This window comes from Flavobacterium fructosi (assembly GCF_042787335.1).
Lineage (GTDB): Bacteria > Bacteroidota > Bacteroidia > Flavobacteriales > Flavobacteriaceae > Flavobacterium > Flavobacterium fructosi.
The window spans coordinates 22,394-42,941 of the sequence record NZ_JBHZQA010000001.1; the positions used below are offsets into that span (position 1 = coordinate 22,394).

At 36.4% G+C, this 20,548-nt stretch carries 21 protein-coding genes and 1 riboswitch; of the genes, 19 read left to right on the forward strand and 2 right to left on the reverse strand.

From position 1 onward, the window contains the following. Positions 1-83 precede the first annotated feature (83 nt). The 3 genes from ACFX5D_RS00105 (at position 84) to ACFX5D_RS00115 (ending at position 4,775) form a co-directional block, all read left to right on the forward strand. Positions 84-545 (forward strand): Lrp/AsnC family transcriptional regulator, encoded by a 462-nt coding sequence (locus ACFX5D_RS00105; protein WP_379856245.1) that lies wholly within the window; start codon positions 84-86, stop codon positions 543-545. Between the two features lie 134 nt (positions 546-679). Next, on the forward strand, positions 680-2,023 hold the full coding sequence (dgt, locus tag ACFX5D_RS00110) for a dGTP triphosphohydrolase (protein ID WP_379856247.1): 1,344 nt from the start codon (positions 680-682) through the stop codon (positions 2,021-2,023). A 91-nt stretch (positions 2,024-2,114) separates the two neighbouring features. Next, positions 2,115-4,775 carry a T9SS-dependent M36 family metallopeptidase gene (locus ACFX5D_RS00115; RefSeq protein ID WP_379856248.1) on the forward strand — a complete coding sequence of 887 codons (2,661 nt, stop codon included), beginning with the start codon at positions 2,115-2,117 and terminating at the stop codon, positions 4,773-4,775. A 111-nt stretch (positions 4,776-4,886) separates the two neighbouring features. On the opposite strand, the gene ACFX5D_RS00120 is transcribed toward ACFX5D_RS00115, so the two are convergent. Then, complete coding sequence (locus ACFX5D_RS00120; protein ID WP_379856250.1) at positions 4,887-5,912, reverse strand: LacI family DNA-binding transcriptional regulator; 1,026 nt, start codon at positions 5,910-5,912, stop codon at positions 4,887-4,889. 427 nt (positions 5,913-6,339) lie between these two features. Between ACFX5D_RS00120 and ACFX5D_RS00125 the strand changes: the two genes are divergently transcribed. From ACFX5D_RS00125 to ACFX5D_RS00200, 16 genes are all read left to right on the forward strand, one after another. Then, positions 6,340-7,092, forward strand: a complete 753-nt coding sequence (locus ACFX5D_RS00125; protein ID WP_379856251.1) for a ferritin-like domain-containing protein — start codon at positions 6,340-6,342, stop codon at positions 7,090-7,092. Between the two features lie 19 nt (positions 7,093-7,111). Beyond that, positions 7,112-7,924 carry a ferritin-like domain-containing protein gene (locus ACFX5D_RS00130; protein ID WP_379856253.1) on the forward strand — a complete coding sequence of 271 codons (813 nt, stop codon included), beginning with the start codon at positions 7,112-7,114 and terminating at the stop codon, positions 7,922-7,924. A gap of 234 nt (positions 7,925-8,158) precedes the next feature. After that, on the forward strand, positions 8,159-8,614 hold the full coding sequence (gene rplM, locus ACFX5D_RS00135; protein ID WP_379856254.1) for a 50S ribosomal protein L13: 456 nt from the start codon (positions 8,159-8,161) through the stop codon (positions 8,612-8,614). Further along, on the forward strand, positions 8,614-9,000 hold the full coding sequence (gene rpsI, locus ACFX5D_RS00140) for a 30S ribosomal protein S9 (RefSeq protein WP_073204671.1): 387 nt from the start codon (positions 8,614-8,616) through the stop codon (positions 8,998-9,000). Before rplM ends, rpsI begins: the two co-directional genes overlap by 1 nt. Before the next feature lie 173 nt (positions 9,001-9,173). Further along, positions 9,174-9,980: a 30S ribosomal protein S2 gene (gene rpsB, locus ACFX5D_RS00145; protein ID WP_379856255.1), complete on the forward strand. Its 807-nt coding sequence runs from the start codon at positions 9,174-9,176 to the stop codon at positions 9,978-9,980. A gap of 132 nt (positions 9,981-10,112) precedes the next feature. Continuing rightward, complete coding sequence (gene tsf / locus ACFX5D_RS00150; RefSeq protein ID WP_103999017.1) at positions 10,113-10,937, forward strand: translation elongation factor Ts; 825 nt, start codon at positions 10,113-10,115, stop codon at positions 10,935-10,937. A gap of 151 nt (positions 10,938-11,088) precedes the next feature. Then, the gene (locus ACFX5D_RS00155; protein ID WP_379856256.1) at positions 11,089-11,742 is read left to right on the forward strand and encodes a queuosine precursor transporter; all 654 of its coding nucleotides are present in this window, start codon (positions 11,089-11,091) and stop codon (positions 11,740-11,742) included. A 3-nt stretch (positions 11,743-11,745) separates the two neighbouring features. Then, positions 11,746-12,306: a DNA-3-methyladenine glycosylase I gene (locus ACFX5D_RS00160; RefSeq protein WP_379856257.1), complete on the forward strand. Its 561-nt coding sequence runs from the start codon at positions 11,746-11,748 to the stop codon at positions 12,304-12,306. Between the two features lie 90 nt (positions 12,307-12,396). After that, a riboswitch (TPP riboswitch) is annotated at positions 12,397-12,493 on the forward strand. Between the two features lie 85 nt (positions 12,494-12,578). After that, on the forward strand, positions 12,579-12,785 hold the full coding sequence (thiS, locus tag ACFX5D_RS00165; protein ID WP_379856258.1) for a sulfur carrier protein ThiS: 207 nt from the start codon (positions 12,579-12,581) through the stop codon (positions 12,783-12,785). A gap of 184 nt (positions 12,786-12,969) precedes the next feature. Continuing rightward, positions 12,970-14,814 (forward strand): phosphomethylpyrimidine synthase ThiC, encoded by a 1,845-nt coding sequence (gene thiC, locus ACFX5D_RS00170; protein ID WP_379856259.1) that lies wholly within the window; start codon positions 12,970-12,972, stop codon positions 14,812-14,814. A 96-nt stretch (positions 14,815-14,910) separates the two neighbouring features. After that, on the forward strand, positions 14,911-15,510 hold the full coding sequence (locus ACFX5D_RS00175) for a thiamine phosphate synthase (RefSeq protein WP_379856260.1): 600 nt from the start codon (positions 14,911-14,913) through the stop codon (positions 15,508-15,510). Continuing rightward, positions 15,483-16,238 carry a hydroxymethylpyrimidine/phosphomethylpyrimidine kinase gene (locus tag ACFX5D_RS00180; protein ID WP_379856261.1) on the forward strand — a complete coding sequence of 252 codons (756 nt, stop codon included), beginning with the start codon at positions 15,483-15,485 and terminating at the stop codon, positions 16,236-16,238. The genes ACFX5D_RS00175 and ACFX5D_RS00180 overlap by 28 nt, the downstream gene beginning before the upstream one ends. Continuing rightward, on the forward strand, positions 16,231-16,863 hold the full coding sequence (locus ACFX5D_RS00185; RefSeq protein WP_379856263.1) for a thiamine phosphate synthase: 633 nt from the start codon (positions 16,231-16,233) through the stop codon (positions 16,861-16,863). Before ACFX5D_RS00180 ends, ACFX5D_RS00185 begins: the two co-directional genes overlap by 8 nt. Further along, entirely contained in the window at positions 16,850-17,620 is a 771-nt protein-coding gene (locus ACFX5D_RS00190; protein WP_379856264.1) for a thiazole synthase, read from the forward strand. The genes ACFX5D_RS00185 and ACFX5D_RS00190 overlap by 14 nt, the downstream gene beginning before the upstream one ends. 85 nt (positions 17,621-17,705) lie before the next feature. Continuing rightward, positions 17,706-18,845 (forward strand): 2-iminoacetate synthase ThiH, encoded by a 1,140-nt coding sequence (gene thiH, locus ACFX5D_RS00195; RefSeq protein WP_379856266.1) that lies wholly within the window; start codon positions 17,706-17,708, stop codon positions 18,843-18,845. Between the two features lie 193 nt (positions 18,846-19,038). Next, a complete protein-coding gene (locus ACFX5D_RS00200; RefSeq protein ID WP_379856268.1) occupies positions 19,039-19,749 on the forward strand; it encodes a HesA/MoeB/ThiF family protein in 711 nt (236 codons plus the stop codon). Here ACFX5D_RS00200 and ACFX5D_RS00205 read toward each other — a convergent pair. After that, positions 19,746-20,540 (reverse strand): MOSC domain-containing protein, encoded by a 795-nt coding sequence (locus ACFX5D_RS00205; protein WP_379856269.1) that lies wholly within the window; start codon positions 20,538-20,540, stop codon positions 19,746-19,748. The genes ACFX5D_RS00200 and ACFX5D_RS00205 overlap by 4 nt on opposite strands. Positions 20,541-20,548: the final 8 nt, after the last annotated feature.

The following is a 20,548-nucleotide window of genomic DNA, read 5'->3' on the forward strand; positions in this document are numbered from 1 at the left end:
TGAATAAAAGTATTATATAGATGTATGGTAGGTTTTAGTTCTGAATGAAACTTTGAAAATGATTTTTAACAGTAAAAAATACTATGGAAAATATAGATAACATTGATTTGCAAATCTTAAAGCATTTGCAGGAAAACTCAAATATCAATACTAAAGAGTTAGCCAGTAAATTATTTCTTACTGTGACACCTGTTTATGAACGTATAAAAAGACTGGAACGGGACGGCTATATTATGAAATATGTAGCCCTGTTGAACAAGAAAAAAATGAATCTTGGGATGACTGTTTTTTGTAATGTTAGGCTAAAGGAACATGCGAAAAATGTGGGGAGTAATTTTGTAAAAGATATTGTTGCTCTTCCGGAAATTATAGAATGTTACAATATTGCAGGCGACTATGACTTTATGTTGAAAATATTGGTCGAAGATATGTCAAGCTATCAGGATTTTGTAATGAATAAATTATCCACTATTGAGAATATCGGGAATACTCAAAGCGTTTTTGTAATGGGAGAAATCAAACACAGTACGGCATTGGCTATTTGATAATGCGGAGGCAATTTATTGGAGTTTTTGATTGGAGAGAATTTTAATTGCTGGGTAAAATCTTAAAATAAAATGTATTTTTGATTTTTTTAAATTTGAAATCAAAATTCGTTAATCTGAAACTATAAATCACAATGAACTGGGAACAACTTTTATCACTAAAACGTCAGGGAGACAAAGGCAAAAGATTACGTATAGAACAAGATGATACACGACTTGGTTTTGAGGTTGATTACGATCGTATTATCTTCTCGGCGGCTTTTAGAAGTTTGCAGGATAAAACACAGGTTATTCCGTTGTCAAAAACTGATTTTGTTCACACCAGATTGACACATAGTTTAGAAGTTTCAGTTGTGGGGCGTTCTTTAGGACGATTGGTTGGAAAAAAAATCATAGAAAAATATCCGCATCTGAAAGAAGTTCATGGCTATCATATGAATGATTTTGGGGCTATTGTTGCCGCCGCATCTTTGGCGCATGATATTGGCAATCCGCCTTTTGGACATTCCGGGGAGAAAGCTATAGGAGAATATTTCTCCATTGGAAACGGACAAAAATATAAAAATCAGCTTACTGCCAAAGAATGGCAGGATTTAATTGATTTTGAAGGAAATGCGAATGGATTTTCAGTTTTAAACAGTTCAAGACCAGGAGTAGAAGGAGGAATTCGACTTTCATACGCAACATTGGGTGCATTTACGAAATACCCAAAAGAAAGTTTACCAAAAAAGCCGACACAAAATATTGCCGATAAAAAATACGGTTTCTTTCAAACCGACAAAGCCTTTTTTCAAAATGTAGCTTCTGAGATGGGATTGATTCCAAATAAATCGGGAGATGATATAGGTTTCGAAAGGCATCCTTTGGCTTATTTAGTGGAAGCAGCCGATGATATTTGTTATACGATTATTGATTTTGAAGACGGAATAAACTTAGGATTAGTTTCCGAAGACTTTGCTTTAGAATATTTGATAAAATTGGTAAAAGACAGCATAGACACTTCCAAATATAAAACGCTAACCACCAAAGAAGATCGAATCAGTTATTTACGTGCCTTGGCTATTGGTAGTTTAATCAGTGATGCCGTAAAAGTATTTATCGAAAATGAATCATTAATTCTGGAAGGTAAATTTCCTTTTGCGATCATGGATAAAAGTAAGTATAAAGCACAAATGGATGATATTATCAAGATTAGTGTTAATAATATTTACCAAAGTAGGGAAGTGATTGAGAAAGAAATTGTGGGTTATCAGATTATTCAAACCTTATTAGATAAATTCATAACTGCTTTTAATAATAAATACAACGGGAATGATTCTAATTATGATGCCTTAATTCTTAAAATGTTACCGGAGAAGCATCACTTGGAGAAAGAAGACCTTTACGGAAGATTACTCCATATTTGTCATTTTATTTCTTTGCTTACCGATGGTAATGCTTTGCTATTTTATAAAACAATTACAGCAGTTAAAAGTTAAATTACCAACAATCTAGCAGTTAATTGTTAAATCAAATAAAAAAAATTAAGTTTGTGCTAATAATTAACCCTGTTTGAATTTAACTAAATTTATGAAAAAAAGTATTCTGTTAATTTTATTTTTTATCCCTATTATTAGTTTTTCACAATCTAATGCTGAAACAATTCAAAGATATCTGAATAGCAAAACTGCTAAATTGGATGTGTCCAATGCTGATGTTAAAGATTGGATAATTGAAAGTGAAGGAAACTCTACGACAACTAATATAAACAACTGTTATGTTTTACAGCGTTATCAGGGCATCGAGGTATTTAGAGCACTTTCTAATTTCTCGATAAAAGAGGGTCAAGTGATTAATGTAGGTAACCGTTTTGTAGCAAATTTGTCTCAAAAAGTAAATACGACAAAGCCTTCGCTTCCTGTACTTAATGCTTTGGCAAAGACGTATCTTAAGTTAGGTATTACGGCCACTGCACCATTTACGATTCTGGAAAAAACAGGTCAGTATAAATTTAAAATTTCAAACGGTCTGTTTATAGAAGAGCCTGTTGGTGCAAATTTAGTGTATCATTTAACTAAAGAAAGTACTTTGAAATTAGCTTGGGATTTTACTATAAACACACCCGATCACAATCATATTTGGAGCGTTAGAATTGATGCTTTGAATGGCGAAATATTAGAAAAAAAGGATTTAAATATTTCGTGTAGTTTTGATGTAAATAGATTTTACCCTTCTGCAAATAAATTCTCGAATAAACCAACTAAAGCGAGTTATAAACAATTATTTTCTGCGGCACCCACGTATGTGGGAGGCGGCTCATATAATGTCATTCCTTTTAATTACGAAAGTCCGAATCACAGTGCAAGAAGGTTAGTATCAAATCCGGCAAATGCTACAGCCTCCCCATACGGCTGGCATGATATCGATGGCTTTGATGGTGCAGAATTTACCGTTACAAGAGGTAATAATGTTTGGGCAAAAGAAGACTTCCTCGGTGATAACATTGTTGTAGGAAATGGTCCTGATGGGGGAGCGGGTTTAGTTTTTGATTTTCCTTATAATGGTACGGGAGTAGAAGCAGCTTCATACATTAATGCCGCGACAACTAATTTGTTCTATATGAATAATGTGATGCATGACATTTGGTATCAATATGGTTTTAATGAAGCCAGCGGGAATTTTCAAGAGAATAATTATTTTCGTGGAGGAAAGGAAAATGATTTTGTTAATGCGGATGCTCAAGACGGATCTATGGCAGATCCCCAGAGCGCAAACAACGCAAATTTTTCAACGCCTATAGATGGGGGTAAGCCTAGAATGCAAATGTTTTTATGGAATTACGGCCCTGAAATCAAGCCTATAATCGTTAATTCTCCAAAAAATATTACAGGAAGTTACGTGGCTAAGCAAAATTCTTTTAACCCTGGACGAGTTGATTTACCTGTAGTGCCTAATTTTATTCAATCCGATTTAGTTTTGTATTTAGATAGTACAGGAGGAACTAGTGATGCTTGTGTTGCGCCATCTAATGAGGCTGCTATGAATAAGAAAATTGTGGTAATAAGGCGAGGCTCTTGTACTTTTGCAATAAAAGTGAAGGCCGCTCAAAATGCAGGTGCGGTAGCTGTAATTATTGTTAATAATGTTGACGGTGCAATAACTATGTCGGGAGCTGATGTGTCTATTAAGATTCCTGCTATAAGTGTAACGCAGGCTGTTGGAGAATCTCTCATAGCGCAAATGCAAACACAAAATGTGAATGTCAACTTACAGGTGGAAAACTCTCCGTTTGTAAATTCAGATGGAGACTTTGATAATGGAATAATTGCACATGAATATGGCCATGGGATTTCAACTCGTTTAGCTGGGGGGCGAAATAATTCCAGTTGTCTTCAAAATACAGACCAAATGGGAGAGGGCTGGTCTGACTGGTTTGCTCTTATGTTACAAATTAAGACTGGTGACGTTGGCGCATCAAAGCGAGGTATTGGGACATTTGTATCGATGCAACCAACAGACGGTGTAGGAATAAGAGATTATCCATATTCTACCGATAAGACTATAAATCCTATGACTTATGCACAAACGAATAAGTATCAATATGTAGATAAAGATGGTGTTGCGCAGACTGAAATTCATGGGACGGGTTCTGTATGGACGACCGTTTTATGGGATTTGACATGGGAATATATCAATAAATATGGATATGATGACAATAAGTATACTGGTATTGGTGGGAACAATAAACTAATGCGAATTATATTAGATGGCATTAAGTTGATGCCTTGTAGTCCAACTTTTGTTAGTGCAAGAGATGCGATTATAGCAGCTGATCAGGCAATTACCGGTGGTAAAGATTATTGTATGATATGGGGGGTATTTGCGGCTCGAGGTTTAGGCGTAAATGCGTCAGCTGGTGATGGGAATATAGGTAATGATCAGGTAGAAGATTTTGCAACTCCTGCGACTGGACCAAATTGTGTTCTTATGGTTCAAGATTTTGAAAGCGGTAGAGGAATGAATGTCTATCCTAATCCTTCTACTGGTCAAGTGAATCTTCATACGGAGCAATATTTGGGGAAAATCACTATTCAAATAATTGATATTAACGGAAGAGTAGTTTTTAAATTAAAAAACGAAGAATTCAATAATCTAAAAACAATTGATTTATCCCGTCTTCAAAAAGGAGTTTATATTTTGAAAGTTAACGGTGATGATCTTGAATTTACTGAAAAAATTATTTTGAATTAAATTTCAAATAAAAAAGTTCGGTAATAATTTCGAAGAATTATAAGGCATTGAATGCATATCAGTTTAATTAAAAAAGCCATCAGTTTTAGCGAACTGATGGATTTTTTTATGTTATAATTTCCTTGTTGACTCCCGTTCTTTCAATTTAGTTTTGATTACCACCGTCTCATAAGGCAGATGCTCTTCTTTTGATTCTAATCTTTCGATAAGCAATTTAGCTGCTACTTCGCCAATTTCTATACCGTGCTGGCTTACCGTGGTCAAACTGGGTGACAATCTTCTGGAAGCGAGAATTCCATCAGCAAAGCCTATAATTGAGAGCTCTTCTGGAATTTTATTTCCTTTTTTAAGACCAAATTTCAATGCTGCAACGGAGTCGCTTTCTTCTAAAGCAAAAATTCCGTCAATTGTATCGCTATCAAGAATCTTCTCAATTTTCTCGTTTAAATCATCTTCGGAATCTGTTCTCAAGATTAGATTCGGATTAATGGTTATGTTATTATTCTCTAATGCCTTGAGGTAGCCTTCAGCTCTGAGCTTACCCACACTTAAATTATCTATCGAAGAAAATAAGGCAATATTCTTACATCCTAAATCTATTAAACGTTGCGTGGAGTTTAAAGCAGAATCAAAATCATCGACAATAACTTTATCGCAATCTACCCCTTCGGCAATTCGGTCAAACATAACTATAGGAGTGCCATCATTAATAATTTCTTTAAAATGATTGTATTCATGAAGTTTTTGCGCTTCTTCAGAAACAGATAAAATAAACCCATCGATAGTTCCATTACTAAGCATTTCAAGCGTGTGGGCTTCTTTTTCTAAAGATTCGTTTGAAATACACATTATAACATTGTATCCTTTTTTATCTGCGACTTTTTCTATGCCGCTAAATACTTTGGCGAAAAAAGAATTTAGAATATTGGGTATTATCACACCAATCGTTTTTGTTTTTCTGTTTTTAAGATTCAAACCAATGATGTTTGGCTTATAGTTTTTAAGTTTTGCGTATTCTTTAATTTTAATTTTTGTCATTTCACTAATCTCCGGGCTGTCATTAAGCGCTTTTGAAACAGTAGAAACAGAGACGTTAAGTTCTTTTGCAATTTGTTTTAAGGTAGCTTTAGCTTTCATAAGTTTAAAAATATTAACGGGAAGAGGAGACTATATGGTAATTATACAAACTATTCAAACAATTTTATAATAATAACCATTAAAATTAAACCAACTTTACATTATAGTTAATTGAAAATCAATACATAAGGCGTGAATTTTTATTATTATCTTTGTGATAAAAATTCATCGAATGCAAATATACATATTAAATCACTAATCAGAAAGAATTCAACTATTAACCTGTAATGCTTTAGAGTATGAAAATGTAGTTTCAATTCAAAAAGTAAGGCTAAAAACTAATCCTAAGCTGCCCGAAAATTTCAATAATTAATTTTTTTTATATAATTAATAAAAAATTTCTAAAAATCTAAAACTGAAGTCCTAAAAATTTCGTTTATCTATTAAACATATAATTACTATTAATAACCTTTAAAGAAATTAAGTTATGAAAAATGTAGTTTCGATTCAAGAAGTAAAACCATCTTTCACAAACAGAAGGAGCTTCCTGAAAATTAGTGGCCTCACACTTGTGAGCACCAGTTTGTTATTAGCGGGCTGTAATAATGACGATGATGGGAATGGTGGGAATGATCCGGTAAGTAAGTTTCCTGGACTGCGAAACGGAGTTTTTGATTTAGGTGGCGGAGATTTTGGTATCTTAACCTATGCGTATGCACTAGAACAATTAGAAGCCGATTTTTATACTAAAGTGGTAAACGCTTCAGGATTCACAACGAATTTCACAGCGCAAGATCAGGCAGTTCTTACTGATTTGTATCGTCATGAAGTAATTCACAGAGAATTTTTTAAGACAGCGTTAACAGGTGCTTTACCTGACGCTAACACGCAGTTGCTTCCTAACTTAGCTTTTAATTATGGAAGCCTAGATTTCAGCAACCGTACACAAGTTCTAGCTACGGCAAAAGCCCTGGAAGATACAGGAGTAGCAGCTTATAACGGTGCCGGAAAATTTTTAATCAGTCCTGACTACCTATTATTAGCGGGGAAAATAGTTTCTGTTGAAGCAAGACATGCATCGGCTATCAGAAGTTTAATAAATCCAAATTCAAAAGATTTTGCCGGCGATGATGTCGTAGATGTCACTACTGGATTAGATGTTGAAAAAACTCCATCGCAAGTAATTCCGATAGCTGGCGGATTTATCACCACAAAATTTACGGCTCAGTATTTACCTTAAACTTTTAAACTTAGAAATTATGAACATATTAAAATTTATAGAGTCACTTGCAGATGAAAGTGTAATGCAAGCTAAAGGCTCCAGAAGAGAAAGTTTAGGCCAATTCAGTAAATTAGGAAAAAATTTAGCATTAGCAGCTGTTCCATTCGGGTTGGCATCAATATCAACTTCTGCCTATGCAGCAGATATTTCGCCAACTCCGAGTACGCCAATTGGGGCTTTACAGCTTGCCTTAACACTAGAATATCTTGAAAAAGAATTTTACCAGATGGCTTTAGATTCTGGTGTAATACCTGCATCTGAAAATGCAGGACGGGATAGAAAGGTTTTTGAACAGATTTCTAAACACGAAAACAGCCATGTGACTTTTCTAATCGCAGGATTAGGTGGTACTGCAAGTGCAAACTTTGTCCCAAAACCCACTTTTGATTTCACCGTTGGTGGCGCTTTTAGTCCCTTTACAAATTACCCAACCTTTCTTGCCCTGGCACAAGCCTTCGAAGACACAGGAGTAAGAGCTTACAAAGGACAGGCTGGAAATCTAATTTCAACTCCCGACTTATTAACCGCGGCACTACGGATTCACTCTGTTGAAGCCCGACATGCATCCGAAGTAAGAAGGTTAAGAGGGTTAAAAGGCTGGATTACAGGAAATCAAAGAGGTGCAGGTATGCCGCCAGCAACACAAGCCGTATATGACGGTGAAGAAGTTACAGTGCAAGCCGGATACAATACAGCTTCATTATTTGGAGCTGATGCAGGCTCAGAATCTTATGACGAGCCACTGACTACAGCTCAAGCGGTAGCAATCGCAAATATATTTATTGTGTAAAATTAAATACACTTAATATTGAAACCATTTGAATTCTAAATTCAGATGGTTTTTTTTGTATGTAAGACTTTATTTGTCATCCTGTTAATAAAATTTAATCTGTTACTTTCGCCCAAACAATAATCTGCAGATGTATCGTTAAAATTATCTTTTACAGGTGTTTGTATTTAAAATAAATAATTGTACTTTTGCAACCCCTTTATTGGGGATGGAATGTTTAATTAAAAAAATATTATGGACGCATTAAGCTACAAGACACAATCAGCAAGCAAAGCCACAGTTACAAAAGAGTGGATTGTTGTAGATGCTGATGGTCATAACTTAGGTCGTCTTGCTTCAAAAGTCGCTATGATTTTGAGAGGTAAGTACAAGCCAAGTTACACACCACACGTGGACTGCGGTGATAACGTAATCGTTATCAACTCAGAAAAAATTAACCTTACAGGTAACAAAATGGATGAAAAGACATACATCCGTCACACTGGTTACCCTGGAGGTCAAAGAACTTTAACTGCTAAAGTATTGCAAGCTAAAAACCCTGCATTACTAGTTGAAAAAGCAATAAAAGGGATGTTACCTAAAAATAAATTAGGGGCAGAGCTTTTTAGAAATTTAAATGTTGTTGTAGGAGCAGAGCACAAACAAGGAGCTCAAAAACCTAAAACAGTTAACCTTAACGATCTTAAGTAATGGGAGTAATTCACAAAATCGGTAGAAGAAAAACCGCTGTTGCACGTGTATACGTTTCGGAAGGAACAGGAGTAATCGTTGTAAACAAAAAACCATTCGAAACTTATTTCCCTACTGCAACTTTACAGTACAAAGTATTACAACCTATGTCTATGACAGAAAATGTAAGCAACTTTGATGTAAAAGTGAACGTTTACGGAGGTGGTTCAACTGGTCAAGCAGAAGCTGTAAGAATGGCATTAGCACGTGTTATGTGTGAAGTAAATGCTGAAAACAGAGCTATCTTGAAACCAGAAGGTTTATTGACAAGAGATCCAAGAATGGTTGAACGTAAGAAATTCGGTCAGAAGAAAGCTCGTAAGAGATTCCAATTCTCTAAACGTTAATATTACCTGTCTTGTTCAAATGGGACAAGACATCGTTCATTTATTATTGAATTTAAAAAAACAGTTGTTGTTGCTCTCCTGCTGAGGTAGGAAATAGTTTAGCATCTAAATGTATAAAGCCGAGAAATCGCCATTTATTCATTGCTAATCAACAGAACGTAAACTAGAACAAAATGGCAAACAAAGTAGAAGTAAAAGAATTACTAGAAGCAGGTGTTCACTTCGGACACATGACTAGAAAATGGGATCCAAACATGGCTCCTTACATTTATATGGAGCGTAATGGTATTCACATTATCAATCTATATAAAACTGCGGCAAAAATTGAAGAAGCGAATGAAGCTTTGAAAAAAATCGCTGCATCAGGTAGAAAAATATTATTCGTTGCTACCAAAAAACAAGCAAAAGACATCGTTGCTGAAAAAGCAAAAGCTGCAAACATGCCTTACATCACTGAAAGATGGCCTGGTGGAATGCTAACTAACTTCGTAACTATCCGTAAAGCTGTTAAAAAAATGGCTACTATTGATAAAATGAAGAAAGATGGTACATTCATGACCCTTTCTAAAAAAGAGCGTTTACAAGTTGATCGTCTTCGTGCTAAATTAGAGAAAAATTTAGGTTCAATCGCTGACATGTCTAGACTACCAGCTGCATTGTTCGTAGTTGATATCAAAGCGGAACACATCGCAATAAAAGAAGCTCAAAAATTAAACATTCCAGTTTTCGCTATGGTGGATACCAATTCTGACCCAAGAGAGGTTGAATTCGTAATCCCATCTAACGATGATGCTTCTAAATCAATTGATAAAATTTTATCTTTAGTAACAGCTGCAATTGTTGAAGGACTTTCTGATAGAGGTTCTGACAAAGAAGGTGATGCTCCAGTTGAAGCAACTACAGAAGTAGTAGCTCCTGCTGAAGTAGCTGAGGTTGCTCCTGCAGTTGAAGCAGCTGCTCCAACTGCAACTGAAGAATAAATAAACATTTAATTCCAAGTTTTAATTCCTCTCCATAAAAAATTAGAAACCTAAAGTTGATAATTTAATAAAATTGGAAACTGGATTTGAAACTTGGAATTTTTTACTTTTAACCTTAAAAAAATATACAATATGGCAACAATTACTGCTGCAGACGTAAATAAATTAAGAACAATCACTGGTGCAGGAATGATGGACTGCAAAAAAGCTTTGGTTGAAGCAGACGGAGATTTTGATTTAGCGATCGAAAACTTACGTAAAAAAGGACAAAAAGTAGCTGCAAACCGTTCCGATAGAGAATCTACTGAAGGTGCTGCAATTGCTGTTGTAAATGCTGACAAAACTGCTGGTGTAGTTATCACATTAAACTGTGAGACTGACTTCGTGGGTATGAATGAAAACTTTGTGAAAATGGCTACTGAAATGGCTAATTCAGCATTGAACTTCAATACTAAAGAAGAATTTTTAGCAAGTGATTTCAACGGAATGACTGTTGCTGATAAATTAATCGAGCAAACTGGAGTTATCGGTGAAAAATTAGAAATCAGAACTTTCGAAAAATTAGAGGGTGCTTTTATCGGTTCTTACATTCACTCTGGGAACAAAATCGCTACTTTAGTTGGTTTATCTGCAAAATTAGATGGTGCTGATGAAGTTGCAAGAAACATTGCTATGCAAGCTGCAGCTATGTCTCCAATCGCTTTAGACGAAACTGGTGTTGATGCTGATACTATTGCTAAAGAAATCGAAATTGCCAAAGATATCCTACGTCAAGAAGGAAAACCAGAAGCAATGTTAGACAATATCGCTAAAGGTAAATTGGCTCGTTTTTTTAAAGACAATACTTTAGTAAACCAAGATTATATCAAAGACAACAAAATGAGCGTTGCTGCTTATGCGAAATCTTTAGATAAAGATCTTATCGTTACCGGTTTCAAAAGAGCCGCTTTAGGATAACCATTATAAAATCGTTTCAGAATCTCTAAATTTATCTTAGAAGTTTTCTAAACCAAATATAAAATCCCATTTTGTTGTAAAAACAAAATGGGATTTTTTTATTCTCTAAAGAGAAATTAAAATACTAAATTTGAAAAACTAATAATTTTTTATGTTTAAATCCAAAAAAGATATGGTGTTTGTTATTCTCGCCGGAATCTTCATCACAAATGCAGTTGTAGCCGAATTAATCGGTGGAAAATTGATACAAGTGGGACCTTTCGTTATGAGTATCGGAATTTTGCCGTGGCCAGTAGTTTTCCTCACCACTGATTTAATCAATGAATATTTTGGAGAAAAGGGAGTGAAAAAGCTGTCCTATATTACAGCTTGTTTAATTGCCTATGCCTTTATTATTTTACTTTTAGCCATACTTGTTCCCGCGGCAAAAGGAATTAGTCCTGTAAATGATTCTCAGTTTTATGCCGTATTTGGTCAAAGTATGTGGATTATTACCGGTAGTATTATCGCATTTTTAGTTTCCCAATTGATTGATGTTAGCGTATTCTGGTTTTTTAAAAACAGGACAGGAGAACGAAAAATATGGCTACGAACAACCGGTTCTACAGTAGTTTCACAATTATTCGATTCCTTTATTGTTTTAGGAATTGCATTTTGGTTACCCGGAAAAATAAACTTTGACACTTTTTTAAGCTCTGCAATAGTTGGTTATACATTCAAATTAGGAATTGCAGTTTTATTGACACCGCTAATTTATTTGGGACACCATTTGATAAAAAAATATTTATCAGAAGAAACAGAATAAATTATGGAAGAAAAAACAAGATGTAAATGGTGTGTTGGGATTGCTATTTATGAAAAATATCATGATGAAGAATGGGGTGTTCCCGTTTATGACGACCAAAAATTATTTGAGTTCTTAATCCTCGAAACCTTTCAAGCGGGGTTAAGCTGGATTACAATCCTAAAAAAGAGAGAAAACTTCAAACTGGCTTTCGATGATTTCGATTATAAAAAAATAGCGCTTTATAACGAAGATAAAATTCAGGAATTGCTGCAAGATTCAGGTATTATTCGCAATCAGTTAAAAATTCGCTCAGCAGTTTCAAATGCGGTTGCCTTCATGAAAGTACAAGATGAATTTAACAGTTTTTCCAAATATATTTGGAATTTTACCAATGGAATCCAAATTCAGAATCAACGCCAATCCTTAAAAGAAGTTCCTGCCACCACTCCACTTTCTGACGCTATCAGTAAAGATTTGAAAAAACGCGGATTTAAATTTGTAGGATCCACCGTAGTTTATGCCCATATGCAAGCGACGGGAATGGTCGATGATCACGTAGAAGATTGCTGGAAAAAACAGTAACTTTTTCAAAATCAATAACAAAACATATTCAAAAAGTTTTATTTTTTTTAAAATTTAAGAATGACGTATTAAATAATATCCTATTTTTGCTGCACACTTTAGGGGTGTCTACAACATTGTAGGCTGAGAATTACCCTCTGAACCTGATCTAGTTCATACTAGCGTAGGGAAAAGTAAGATGACTTCCGCGCACATTCATGTGCCATTGTAGCCATTCCTAAAGTTGAGACGCACAGCAGTGCATCTCTTCAATATTCTAAAAATATAAAGGAATGGAGCTCAAAATCAACAATCAAACGAAACAATTTGCAACGGACGGTCTTACTGTTCAGGCATTACTTGACTTGGAAATTCCCATAAAACAAAATGGAATTGCTGTAGCCATTAACAACAACGTTATTCCAAAATCCAAATGGAATTCCCATCCTATACAAGAAACCGACGACATTCTCATCATCTCTGCAACTCAAGGAGGATAGTTTGGCTGCTCGGGCGGGCTATCCATTTCAAGTCCGCAGTTGCAATCCTATAAAACATAGTCTTAGTTAAAGCTTCCTTACGGTCGCATCACTAATCCTTGTTTTATTTGGCTTTCAACTTTACGGGCTTTCCACTTCTATCCCTAGCAGGAAAAACACTCCTTAAGTCATAAAATTCACACAAATGAAATCCGAAGAAAAAATATCAACCATTCCTTTTCCTAATTCTACAAAAATATACGTAGATGGAATCCTTCATCCCATAAAAGTAGCGATGCGAGAAATCACATTAGCAGACACTAAATTATCGAATGGGCAAATAGAAAAAAACCTTCCCGTTACCGTTTACGATACCTCGGGTCCATTCACCGACCCAAATATCGAAATTGACATTCGAAAAGGATTGCCCCGCATACGGGAACAATGGATTCTGGATCGTAATGATGTCGAAGAATTAACTGAAATCTCATCTGAATATGGACAAAAGCGTTTGAATGACGAAAAACTAAACGAATTGCGTTTTGAATATTTACACAAACCCATGCGCGCCAAAAAAGGAGCCAACGTTTCCCAATTGTATTATGCAAAACAAGGAATCATCACTCCCGAAATGGAATACATTGCCATTCGTGAAAACCAACGCTTGGAGTTGATAAACGATCAAACCAAGGCCATGCAACAGCAACACGAAGGGAATAGTTGGGGTGCAAACACTCCCTCCCCTTCAGGCCGGGCCGGAGTGGGGAAAATCACCCCTGAATTTGTCCGAAGCGAAGTAGCCAGAGGCCGCGCCATTATCCCAAATAACATCAACCATCCCGAAAGCGAACCAATGATTGTGGGACGCAATTTCTTGGTAAAAATTAATGCTAATATTGGGAACAGCGCCGTAACCTCAACGATCGAAGAGGAAGTAGAAAAAGCAGTTTGGGCTTGCCGCTGGGGAGCTGATACGATTATGGATTTATCAACTGGGAAGAATATTCACGAAACCAGAGAATGGATTATCCGAAATTCCCCCGTACCGATAGGAACGGTACCTATTTACCAAGCGCTAGAAAAAGTAAATGGCGTGGCCGAAGACCTGACTTGGGAAGTTTATCGGGACACATTAATCGAACAAGCAGAACAAGGTGTTTCCTATTTTACAATTCATGCCGGTGTTTTATTGCGTTACATTCATTTGACTGCGGAACGTGTTACCGGAATTGTTTCCCGTGGCGGTTCAATTATGGCAAAATGGTGTTTGTTTCACCATCAGGAAAACTTTCTTTACACCCATTTTGAGGAAATTTGCGAAATCATGAAACAATATGACGTAGCGTTTTCATTAGGAGACGGTTTGCGCCCCGGTTCTATTGCCGATGCGAATGATGCCGCTCAGTTTGCCGAATTAGAAACACTCGGTGAACTGACAAAAATCGCTTGGAAACACGATGTACAAGTGTTTATTGAAGGCCCCGGTCACGTACCGATGCACATGATAAAGGAAAACATGGACAAACAATTAGAACACTGTGACGAAGCTCCTTTTTATACTTTGGGACCATTAACAACCGATATTGCCCCGGGCTATGACCACATCACTTCTGCCATTGGAGCTGCAATGATTGGCTGGTATGGCTGTGCGATGTTGTGTTATGTGACTCCAAAAGAACACCTTGGATTACCCAACAAAAAAGATGTAAAAGACGGTGTCATCACCTATAAAATTTCGGCTCATGCCGCTGATTTGGCCAAAGGCCATCCCGGATCGCAATACCGTGACAATGCCTTGAGCAAAGCCCGTTTTGAATTCCGTTGGGAAGACCAATTCAACTTGTCTTTAGATCCCGATACAGCCCGTGAATTTCATGATGAAACATTACCGGCAGATGGCGCCAAAGTAGCTCATTTTTGTTCGATGTGTGGTCCTAAATTTTGTTCTATGAAAATCTCCCAGGAAATTCGTGATGTCGCTGAAGCCGAAAAAGGCATGAAAGAGAAGTCGGAAGAATTTGTGAAAAGCGGAAAGGAAATTTATATTTAAGAGGTGAGAAGCTAGAGGTGAGAAGAAAGAAGCTAGAGGCAAGAAGAAAGAGGCAAGAAGGCAAGAAGAAAGAGACTCGAAACTAGAAGAAAAATTATGATCGCAATCACGAATCCAATTCCTATACCCAATGAAATTGACACCATTCATTCACTTTTTGAGAATGGACTGGAGTTACTGCATATTCGGAAACCAGAATTTACGGAACTCGAAATGAAAAATTTTATTGCTGGAATTGGACGGGAATTTAGTAAGCAAATTTCATTGCACAGTCACCACCAGCTGGCTTTAGGTTCTGGAATACATCGGATTCATTTTTCAGAAAAAAGGAGAATCGAAATGGCTGAAGAAAGTTTAAAAAACTGGAAAGAAAGTGGATTTAAACTCTCTACTTCGATTCATAACATGATCGATTTTGAACAACTATCCAATGTTTTTGACTATGCTTTTTTCGGGCCAGTTTTCGAAAGTATTTCTAAACCAAATTATGCTTCTGATATTGATTTTGAAAAAGAATTATACCACCGAAAAAATAACAAAACAGCATTAATTGCACTTGGAGGAATTACTCCTGACAAAATCAAAACGGCATTAGAATATGGCTTTGATGATGTGGCACTTTTAGGCACCCTTTGGAACAGTAACCATCCAATAGAAAATTTTAAACAATGCAAGAAAACAGACCTTTCGCAGTAACAATTGCCGGCTTTGATCCTACTGGAGGTGCAGGCGTTTTAGCAGACATCAAGACATTCGAACAACATCATGTGTATGGTTTTGCTGTCAATACTGGCAACACCATTCAAACCGAAAAGGAGTTCTTCGAAATGCACTGGACTGACCAAGCTTTTGTTTTGAGATCACTGGATAAATTGTTTGAAAATTATAGCATCAAAGCCGTAAAAATTGGAATTGTTCCTTCAATCGATTATTTAAAGAAAATTGTTTTATTGGTAAAAAGGCTTTCGCCAAAAACAAAGATCGTTTGGGATACCGTTTTAAAATCTACAACCGAATTCTCTTTTATAACTATAGACAACCAAGCTGTTTTGATAGACATATTAGAACAAATAGATCTGATAACACCCAATTACAATGAAATATTGCAGTTTTCCAAAGCAGAAAAAAATCCGAATTTAATTGCTCACGAGCTGTCAAAACATTGCGCTGTATTACTAAAAGGCGGCCACAATCCTCTGGCAATTGGTGTTGATTGTTTATATTTAGGAAAGGAAATCTTCCCGCTTGCGCCAAATAATACTTTGGTTTTCGAAAAACACGGCTCCGGCTGTGTATTATCATCCGCGATTACAGCCAATTTAGCGCTGGGACTAGACCTGAAAACAGCTTGTATCAATGCAAAAATATATATAGAAACGTACTTAGACTCTAACCCAACTAAATTAGGATACCATCATGTATAATCAATTACAATACATTTCGCAGGGAAATACAATCCAAGAACAATTGTATAGCATTCACAAAGCACTGGACAATGGTTGTGATTGGATACAATTGCGATTCAAAAACCAAAACGCACGTGAAATTTTCACTTTGGCGGAAGCCGTAAAAATAGCATGTAACGAATATTTGGCCACTTTTATCATCAATGACAACGTCCATTTAGCAAAGCAATTGGATGCCGATGGCGTTCATTTAGGGTTGAGTGACATGAAGGTCGAAGAGGCCCGCGTGCTTTTAGGGAAAACAAAAATCATTGGAGGCACTGCAAATACTTTTGAAGATGTGCTCCAAAGAACAGCCGAAAAGTGTGATTATATTGGTTTGGGTCCGTTTCAATTTACAACAACCAAACAAAACTTAAGTCCCATTTTAGGACTTCAAGGGTACCGATTGATTACCGAACAAATGAAAATAAAAAACATCCAAATTCCCATTTATGCCATTGGAGGGATCACGCTAGAAAACGTCGATAGCCTAATGGAAACTGGAATTCAAGGCGTTGCTATTTCTGGCTTGATTACACAAAGCAAAAATCCGGAACAACTTATTGCGCAACTTAACGACAAATTATATGGCATCCTTTAAAATAGAAGACAGAATCTTTCAATCCCGCTTGTTTTTAGGCACAGGAAAATTCGGTTCCAATCAACAAATGGAAGAAGCCATTTTAGCCTCTGGAACCGAGTTAGTAACCGTGGCACTAAAACGTATCGATTTAGAAACCGAAACCGATGCCATTTTATCCCATCTCAAACACCCGCTAATTAATTTGCTGCCCAATACTTCTGGCGCACGAAATGCCAAAGAAGCCATTTTTGCGGCACAATTAGCACGAGAAGCCTTGGAGACCAATTGGCTTAAACTGGAAATTCATCCCGATCCAAAATATTTAATGCCCGATGCTATCGAAACCTTAAAAGCTACAGAAGCTTTAGCTAAATTGGGTTTTATCATTTTGCCTTACATACATGCCGATCCCGTTTTGTGCAAACGACTCGAAGACGCCGGAACTTCGGCAGTGATGCCTTTGGGCTCTCCAATTGGTAGCAACAAAGGATTAAAAACCATCGATTTTTTAGAAATAATAATCGAACAGAGCAAAGTTCCCGTGATTATAGATGCCGGAATTGGCGCGCCATCCGACGCTGCAAAAGCGATGGAACTTGGGGCTGATGCCGTTTTGGTAAACACAGCAATAGCCGTAGCCGGAAATCCTATATTGATGGCCGAAGCTTTTAAAGAAGCCGTAATTGCAGGTCGAAAAGCCTACGAAGCACAATTAGCACAAAAGGTTAATCGCGCAATAGCTTCAAGTCCTTTGACAGCGTTTTTGTATGAGTAACCTGTCCCCAGCCCTCTCTGAAGGAGAGGGAGACATAGCCGTATAAAAACATGGAGCAAAGTAAAACGAACTCATTATCTAATAAATGAAAACATTTAAATCGGTTTTTGATACCTACGATTGGGATACTATTAAATCCAAAATATACGACACAACAACACGGGAAGTTGAAGAGGCTTTAGCCAAAAGCAAACGCAATCTCGATGATTTTTTGGTATTAGTTTCACCAGCTGCCAAACCTTACTTAGAGCAAATGGCACAGCTCACACAGGAATCAACCAAAAAAAGATTTGGCAAAACGATTCAAATGTATGCCCCTTTGTATTTAAGCAACGAATGTCAAAACATTTGCACTTATTGTGGTTTTAGTTTAGACAACAAAATCAAACGAAAAACACTTACCGAAAATGAAATTACGCAAGAAATTGAGGTCTTAAAAAAAGCGGGATTTGATCATGTTTTGTTGGTTACTGGCGAAGCCAATCACACTGTAAATATTCATTATTTTCTAAAGGCAATTGCGCAAATAAAAAATGATTTCTCCACCATTTCAGCCGAAGTACAACCGCTTTCTACAGCAGAATATGAACAATTACACGAAGCGGGTGTCTATTCGATTTTAGTCTATCAGGAAACCTACCACCGTGATGTTTACAAACAGTACCATACTAAAGGGAAGAAATCTAATTTTGATTTTCGTTTAGAAACACCAGATCGAGTAGGAACTGCGGGCATTCATAAAATAGGCTTGGGTGTCTTATTGGGATTGGAAGATTGGCGTACGGACAGTTTTTTTAATGCCTTGCATTTAGATTATTTACAAAAAACCTATTGGCAAACTAAATATGCGGTTTCTTTCCCCAGATTACGACCAGCAGAAGGAGTGATTGCGCCCAACTTTATCATGGATGATGCCGATTTGACCCAACTCATTTGTGCCTATCGCTTGTGGAATGAAGACTTAGAAATCTCCCTGTCTACCCGGGAGAACGAAAAATTTCGGGACAATATTATTCCTATTGGAATTACCAGTATGAGTGCCGGTTCTAAAACTAATCCCGGCGGTTATGCCGTTGATCCACAATCCTTGGAGCAATTTGAGATCAGTGACGAACGTTCTGCCGCCGAGATTGCAAAAATTATTTCCAGCAAAGGATACGAACCCGTCTGGAAAGACTGGGACAGAAGTTTTAGTCGAATGTCGAAAGTAAAGAGACAAGAGTAAAGAGTCTAAAAGTTTAGAAAGCGACATGGGTCCACACCTTATATTTATTACTAATAGCAACCAACTTTAAAAAAGTTCTCTACTGCGCTCGAACTGACATGTTTTTCAACTTTGACTTTTCAACTTTATGACTTTTGACTTTAAGACTTTCAACTTTATAACTTTATGACTTTCAACTTTAAGACTAAAAAAAATGAGTATTATTCAAGATTTTTTACGGTACAACCGACAAATGATGTTACCGGAAATAGGTGATTCGGGACAAGAAAAACTCAAGAAAGCTAGAGTTTTAGTGATTGGAGCTGGCGGATTAGGGTGTCCTATTTTACAATATATAGCAACGGCTGGAGTAGGAACTATCGGAATTGTAGATTTTGACACAATAGAATTACACAACTTACATCGCCAAATTCTATATACTGAGGAGCACGTTAGTCAATCAAAAGCAATTACTGCAAAGTCGGTTTTGGAAACTTTAAATCCATTGATTGATATTATAGCTTTTGAAGAAAAACTAACTGTTGAAAACGCCGCGCAAATCATCATGAATTTTGATGTCGTTGTTGACGGTTGTGATAATTTTGCAACCCGCTATTTAGTAAATGATACTTGTGTAACGTTAGGAAAACCATTGATCTATGGCAGCATCTTAAAATTTGAGGGACAAATGGCTGTTTTCAATCATAATGGAAATAAAAATCTTCGTGACTTATTCCCTGAATCCCCAAATCCAAAAGACGTTCCCAATTGTGATTTAAACGGTATATTGGGCACACTTCCCGGAATTATAGGAACCATGATGGCGCATGAAACGTTGAAACTGATTATGGATTTACCAACTTTAGAGAATGAATTGGTACTATTTAACAGCTTGGATTGGAATTTTAACAAACTTAAATTCTAAAAACTCAAAATATCTCCTACGCTAACAATCCCTTTTTCAAGACATACTAAATTAGTTCCAAAAAGAACACTGTTGTCCACTTTTCGGTATTTGCTTAATGTTTTCAAAGGTTCTTTCGCTATAACACTTTTCATTGGATCGTTATTGACCATTATGCATCTGCCGCAAGGTTTTACATTTCGGAAGGTAACATCTCCTATTTTTATAATTCCAAAGTGATCCTCTTCATGGGTGAGTGTTGTATTAATAACGATATTGGGTCTAAATCTAGCGACCGTAATTTTTTCTTCTAATTTTTCATTTAGGTGGTCTAAACTTTTGCTACCTACTAATAAATACGGATAACCATCGGCTAGGCTAACATTGAAAGTAACATTCAATGCCTTGCTTTTATGCTTTCGATCACCAATTTTAATAATTTTCACCAATTTACAGGTAAAACCGAGACATTCACTAAACCAATCGGAAGTCGTTTTATTAACTTCGAAAACTGCGCTTTGATCATCCCAAATAGGCGCTAAAATTGGGCTGTTTATACTTTCACTTATAAAAAAAGTGTGTTTTTTACCTTGATACGTTATCTCAATTTTACCATCAGAAATTTGAGGTTGAAATTTACTTAGAATAGGATGCTCTCTTTGGCTTATAAATTGATTGTTGTCATCAATCAACATCCATCTTCTGTCATTTTCAAAACCCATTTCCTCTGCCTTGGCACTTTGGCAATTGATTCCGCCTAAACTTTTAATGGGATAGATATAGATTTCGCTAATAAAAAGAGGATTGTCCATTACATTTT